8 protein-coding genes are annotated in these 6,212 nt (G+C 51.4%); 3 read left to right on the top strand and 5 right to left on the bottom strand.

All coding sequences use genetic code 11. From position 1 onward, the window contains the following. The 3 genes from IQ260_RS25900 to IQ260_RS25910 form a co-directional block, all read right to left on the bottom strand. Positions 1-690, bottom strand: a 690-nt coding sequence (locus IQ260_RS25900; RefSeq protein WP_193995969.1) for a DUF4388 domain-containing protein, incomplete at its 3' end; no start/stop codon positions are given. Between the two features lie 253 nt (positions 691-943). Next, on the bottom strand, positions 944-1,837 hold the full coding sequence (locus IQ260_RS25905; protein WP_193995970.1) for a glycosyltransferase family 2 protein: 894 nt from the start codon (positions 1,835-1,837) through the stop codon (positions 944-946). 251 nt (positions 1,838-2,088) lie between these two features. Continuing rightward, on the bottom strand, positions 2,089-2,421 hold the full coding sequence (locus IQ260_RS25910) for a hypothetical protein (protein WP_193995971.1): 333 nt from the start codon (positions 2,419-2,421) through the stop codon (positions 2,089-2,091). 157 nt (positions 2,422-2,578) lie between these two features. On the opposite strand from IQ260_RS25910, the gene IQ260_RS25915 reads away from it, so the two are divergent. The 3 genes from IQ260_RS25915 to IQ260_RS25925 all read left to right on the top strand — a co-directional run bounded on the left by IQ260_RS25915 (position 2,579) and on the right by IQ260_RS25925 (position 5,012). Then, positions 2,579-3,817, top strand: coding sequence for an FAD-dependent hydroxylase (locus IQ260_RS25915; protein WP_193995972.1), 1,239 nt, complete (start codon positions 2,579-2,581; stop codon positions 3,815-3,817). Between the two features lie 327 nt (positions 3,818-4,144). After that, on the top strand, positions 4,145-4,420 hold the full coding sequence (locus IQ260_RS25920) for a hypothetical protein (protein ID WP_193995973.1): 276 nt from the start codon (positions 4,145-4,147) through the stop codon (positions 4,418-4,420). Between the two features lie 322 nt (positions 4,421-4,742). Then, the gene (locus tag IQ260_RS25925) at positions 4,743-5,012 is read left to right on the top strand and encodes a hypothetical protein (protein ID WP_193995974.1); all 270 of its coding nucleotides are present in this window, start codon (positions 4,743-4,745) and stop codon (positions 5,010-5,012) included. Between the two features lie 66 nt (positions 5,013-5,078). Here IQ260_RS25925 and grxC read toward each other — a convergent pair whose 3' ends face one another. Together grxC and IQ260_RS25935 are read right to left on the bottom strand one after the other, a co-directional pair. Continuing rightward, positions 5,079-5,339 (bottom strand): glutaredoxin 3, encoded by a 261-nt coding sequence (grxC, locus tag IQ260_RS25930; RefSeq protein WP_193995975.1) that lies wholly within the window; start codon positions 5,337-5,339, stop codon positions 5,079-5,081. Between the two features lie 55 nt (positions 5,340-5,394). After that, on the bottom strand, positions 5,395-6,212 hold an 818-nt coding region (locus tag IQ260_RS25935), incomplete at its 5' end, for a cob(I)yrinic acid a,c-diamide adenosyltransferase (RefSeq protein WP_193995976.1).

Consider the following 6,212-nt stretch of genomic DNA (forward strand, 5'->3'; position numbering starts at 1 on the left):
GCCCTGGTAGATCAGGGGCACCAGCAGGTTTATGATCTCAGGAAGGGACCGTTGGGCTTGGGCAGCCATATCCCACAGGGTGATGTTGCCTTGCATCCAGCGGGTCAATCGGTCGTACTTAGCCGTGGATAGATGGACGCGCAACCCTCGGTGATTAATCACAACGGGGGAGAGATAGGGCAGCTCATGGGGAAGCAAGGTAGTGAGATGATCGCCGCCAATGGCTTGCCACTGACGATAGAGCTTTTGCGATCGCACCAAGGCTTGCTGCACTGATACAAATACCAGCTGCTGCGCCACCAGACGGTTTGGATGCCATTGCACATCATCGGCTGGATAGTCCACCAGGGTGAGCACAACCTCATTCACAATGCTTTGAAACACCGCCTTAGCCTGTTCCAGGGAGATATACTGACGCTGGATTGCCTGATTAATAAAATCCACCTCCCAATAGTCGTCGGGGGTACGCATACCCATAAACCAGCTACTGGAAAACTGGCTGCTGTAGCGTCGCAAGCAGCGATACCACCGTCGCACCGAATGCTGGCCACCCGTGGCATAGATCAACCGTCCCGAGTAAAAGTAAAGCTTCCAGGACTCACCTGCCGAGCCCACCACCAGTTCACCCGTGCGACGTTTTTGAGAAAGGGTTAACAAATATTGTTCTAAGGATTGGGCCTGGGTCAGCATATCAATCTACGTTGAGGCTCTAGGTAATATCCCCAGGCGTATTTTCCCTGGAGACACTAGAGTGATGTCTACGGTCTAACTGCGGTCTAACAAGCGTTAATAATCTGAACTGGGGAAAAGCCATTGATGCAAGTTAATGCGAAATGCCTGCCCAGCTATGCACCTCATGGTTAGGTTTCCCATAGTTAGACCCACACAGCTAGTTAGCTCAATATTGTCTAAAACGTGTGTCTAAGAGCGTTCTCGAAATCCGCTAAACAGATCTCGCTAATTCCTCTGCGGTCTGCTTGACTGAGGCCGCACTATCCACAGATGGACTGGTATCTGTGGTGTATCCATGCTGCAGTTCCCAAACCTTGAGGGTAATCAAATATTCATAGAAAGCCTGAAGCATACACCAGGTAAATCCGGCCCGACCGTCCAGAATGCCCCCCAAGAAAAAGTACATGTAGATAAACCGCACCAGGGGCCGTAGCGGCAGCCGTAGGGATAGGTCCTTCAGGGCACGACGACGTTCAACTTCGGAGCGACCTAGAAATAAGGCCCGCCAGTTGACTCCGTGGTCCGATAGCTGATTAATGGTTTCGGCGGCTTCATCGCTGGAGTAGCGGTTGTGCTTTTCCAGCCAGCGCGCAAACCCTTTACTACAGGTGTAGTGGGGGTAGGTGGCCCTGAGAAATCCGGTAGACCCATCACAGACCTCGCGCTCAGTGTGTCCGTAATCGTCAAACCACACCTGCTGTTTGTCCAGTAGCCGTAGCTGATAGCGGGGGTACTGGGTGCTGTAACGAATCCAGCGATTCATAAACATGACCCGTTCAGCGACGTAGTAGCCCACATGCTGACCAGACTGGGTTGCTGCTACGCATTCATTAAACAACTCCGGGGTCATGCGTTCGTCAGCTTCTAAAATGTAAACCCACGGGTGTTGAGTCGGGACGTTGCATAGCATCCAGGTGCGCTGTTTGCCGTGACTTTCGAAGGTGTGTTGGACAGTGCGGATGGGGTATTTCTGGGCGATGGCTAGGGTGCGATCGCAACTAAACGAATCCACCACAATCACATCATCTGACACCCCTAGGGCTGACTCAATGCAGGCGGCAATATCTCGCTCTTCATTGTGAGTCAAAATAAAAATCGAAATCATCGCAATGGTTCAAAAGTTCTCTAGCGATCTCACAGGAAACCCACAACCGGCCTGAGGCTATGCCACCAGATTGCCCGCGATCGCTCACAATACAGCCAAAAAAGAAGCTCTACTACAAAATATTTGCCTTAGGTTAACTAGAGCATGAAGGAAATGGAAAACTCAGGCAAATTTAATCTACGGGGGATAATCTATCCCAGCGCGAGCCAACCCATGAGCTGTCGTTTACCCTCACATCATGCTGCAGCCAGCTATTCCAGAGCCTTTAAACGCTGACACGCCGCTAGGGTAGGGTTGGCTGTCTCAAAGTCTAGACATCCGATAGCCTCTTCTGACATGGCTTGGGTGGGATGCAGCGCGCACTTGAGCACAGCCTGATTAGTAAAAAAGCTACAGCCAGCACAGGGAATACGATGCATAGCCTGGGCCTGTTGCACACTATCTCGAGTAGCTGCAAACATCTGCCAAAGACCTAGGGCAACCACGGACCAGGCTACGACCAAACAGATCGGGCCGAGATAGGGCTGCAACCAGGTCATCAGGTGCAGCACAATTACGTGAACCAGTTGCAATAGCCGATACATACAATCCCCAGTGGCGCTTTGGATATCAGCTTAAACGGCAGATAAAATTCGCTGCTCAAAGCGAAAATATTTGTAGCAAAGCCCTAAAAATTGTCACCAGTTGCCACTATTAGGTGAACGCGTAAAAATAAGCTAGCCACATAATGCGCCATACACCTTGAACGTCTCTCCTGCCTACCCCAACGAAAGTATCCATCAACAGCAGATTGCCAGCACTGATGTAGCCATCGTCGGAGCTGGTGTGGTGGGATTGACCCTAGCCTGCGCCCTCCGCCATAGCGGTCTTTCCGTCGCCATTATTGAAGCCCAGAGGCAGGCTAAAATAGCGGATCGCGATCGGGCCTATGCGTTTTCCCCCATGTCCGCCCGTATTTTCCAACAGCTGGGGCTATGGGACCAGGTGGGACCCTACATCACCCACTTCCAGCGTGTCCGCATGTCCGACGCAGACTATGGTAAAACCGTGAATTTCTATCCCACTGATAGCCTGGTCGATGCAGTTTACTACGGGGCAGAGCATCGCGTACTGATTCAGGCTCTACAGGGTTTAGCGACAAATATTCATCGTCTCACCACGTATTACGACACCACCTTAGTGGATATTAAAGATCTCTCTGGGACAGTGCAGCTTACCCTGGACTGCAACGGTCAGCACCAGCAATTACAGACCCAACTGTTGGTGGGCGCTGATGGAGCCCAGTCAAGAATTCGCAACTATGCTGGCATCCGTACCTCTGGATGGGCCTACTGGCAGTCTTGTATCACCACCGTTCTAGCCCCCGCTAGATCCCATCAAAATACGGCTTACGAAAAGTTTTGGCCCAGCGGGCCGTTTGCTATTTTGCCGATTCCAGGCAACCGCTGTCAGGTGGTGTGGACTGTGCCCCACGAGGAAGCCAAAGCCATCATGTCTCTTCCTGAGCAGGACTTTATGGCCCAGCTGCGCCGTCGCTATGGCAACGAGATGGGAGAGCTGCGCATGCTCAAGCCGCCGATGATATTTCCGGTACGGCTCATGCAGAGTCACTGCTATGTCAAGCCTAAAGTTGCCCTTGTGGGCGATGCGGCCCACTGTTGTCATCCCGTAGGGGGTCAAGGACTCAACATGGGCATTCGAGATGCCGCCGCCCTGGCCAAAATTTTGCAAGCAGCCCATACCCGTCAAGAATCCATTGGCAATATTCGAGTGCTCAAACGCTACGAACGCTGGCGACGGACCGAAAACTGGCTAATTTTGGCCATGACTGACCTGCTCAACCGGACATTTTCTAACCGCCTGTTGCCATTACTGTGGCTACGCCGTGCAGGCTTTTGGGTAATTGAACATGTGACGCCCCTAAAACGCATGGTCTTACGAGTAATGGCCGGATTCTTAGGCCGTCAGCCGATTGTCTAGAGCCGCAGTCTAGAGCCGCAGTTGGACGCATCAGGGTATACACGGACTCAGAATACACTAATTAACACACATCACCGTATCAGAGGATACTAAATACGCGTTTCAGCGCAGATGATTCAGCAGTTGGCTGATGTATTGGCTGAGACAAATTCTTTATTCTTGATATATCAAGGGTGTTAGATACAAGCGCATTAAGTTCAAAGTCAGATCTGACTAGGGCCACAGGTATAACTAAGACCATAGGTATACGGATCTGACTCCACTAGGTTGTATCTCTATTAAGCAATATCTTCTATCTCCAGGCGTACTTCTTTTAGAACATTTGTTATGCAAACTCTTGCTGTACAAGCTCTACCTAATGACACACTTAACAACATTTCCGAGCCGCCCGCTAAAAACCTTGATATGCAGCGCTTAGGAACGCGTTGTTGGAAAACGCTGGTGGAAAAAGGTGTGCCTTTCCAGGATGCAAGGGAATTAGCGATCGCAGTTAGTCACTTTATGTATCGCAACACTCTGCCATCAAACCACCAAAAAAGTCTTATCGAGCAGTATTATCAACAACTCCGCGCTGCTGATATCCTTTCCCTCCAATTTAGCTAACGGTCTTCTCCTGAGGGGATTCTGCAGCGCGATTGATGAGGTGCACAGAGATTGTGTGATCAATAAATCCGAGAGTCGGGGTCCAAATCACACTATCTCTTCTAGAGATTGCATAAATTTACGAAGTAGGCTCTACCTTGACTGTAGAGGCTTTACAGCGAATCAGCATCGTTACTAACCGGTCCACGGGTTTCACTGATGGAGCTGTGTTAGTAAACTTCTAGTTTCGGTTCAAACACTATACGTAAACAACTTTTACGTTTTTTTGTCAGATTTGTTGTTTCCTGAATCACACTAACCCGCTTATAGGGAGGGGGATACTATGCAGGCATCTGCAACTGTATTATTAGAACGTCAGCCACCTAAAACATCTAAGCGAGCCACGCTCAAGCGGCTTGGAGCACGCTACTGGCACCGACTTATGAGAGTGGGCGTTCCCCAACAAGACGCAAAGGAACTCGCGATCGCAGTTTTGCGCTACAGCCATCTCGACTGTCGCCCTTCGTCTGAAGAAAAGCGTCTGATTGGCCGCTATTGCCGACACCTGGGCGCCGTTGGTCTATGGCATCTAGAACTGTTGTTAGGCAGCTAATTGCGTATTTGGCAGGGGCGTTCCATGGAATGCCCCTGCCAAATACGCCGAGCAAATTTGTTAAAACTACGCCGCTAACAGCGGGTCGAGCTTCTGACTAGCCTCTAGCGCTTGGAGCGCATCGCAGCCGCCTACGTGCTCGTCATTGATAAAAATTTGTGGGACCGATCGCTTACCATCAGAGCCACGGGCAGCCATGGCATCCCGCGCGGCTTCATCCCCATCGATAACGTATTCGGTAAAGTCAACGCCTTTGCGGGTCAATAGCTGCTTAGCACGAATACAAAAGGGACACGACGACCAAACGTAGATCTCAACTTTTGCCATTTGATTGGATACCTAACATAAAAACTGCTGGGGCGATCCTAACGCATCTAACCGCCTAGAAATCCACCCCCCGCTTAAGTTCCACCCCCCGTTCGGCATAGTGCTTATGGTTAAAGACCTCGGAATGGGCACTGGCCAGTTGGAAATAGGCCGGGGGATTTTTGCAACGCCCGGTGATAATCACTTCTGTATCCCTAGGCTTGCGTAACAGCGCTTGGACAACGGGCTCCTCTGGCAGCAGTTCCAGGTCCACGGTGGGGTTAAGCTCATCGAGAATGATGGTTTTGTACAACCCTGAGGCAATTGCCGTGCGGGCAATCTCCCAACCGCGCTCAGCCTCGACATAGTCAATGGTTTGCTGCTGCCCCCGCCAGACAATGGCATCCCGACCACAGCGCTGATGGTCCACCAGGTTGGGATAGCTCTGTCGCAGTGCCGCAATGGCTGAGTCTTCGGTATAGCCTTTTCCCCCTTTCAGCCACTGAATAATCATGACCCGATGGGACTTGTCCTGGCTGATGCCGATGCCAATGGCCTGGAGGGCTTTGCCCAGGGCGCTGGTGGATTTACCCTTGCCGTCTCCGGTGTAGATTTCAATCCCAGTCAGTCCAGGGATTTCGGAGGTGGCATAGTGTTGGGGCTTCATCTCCGAGTGCAGATCGGCGACTTCTAGCAAGGCCGGGGGGGCACTACGTCCTGTGGCAATAATTTCTAGATAGTCAGGTTTGCGTCGCAGGGTGCGGACAACGTCGTCAATGTCCAGCAGCCCTAGGTCCAGTACCGGGTTCAACTCATCGAGCACAACGACAGAATAGAGGCCAGATGCGATCGCACCCTTGGCCACATCCCAGCCCCGCTGAGCTTCTTGTTTAT

The sequence above is a fragment of the Leptolyngbya cf. ectocarpi LEGE 11479 genome, assembly GCF_015207065.1.
GTDB lineage: Bacteria > Cyanobacteriota > Cyanobacteriia > Phormidesmidales > Phormidesmidaceae > Leptothoe > Leptothoe ectocarpi.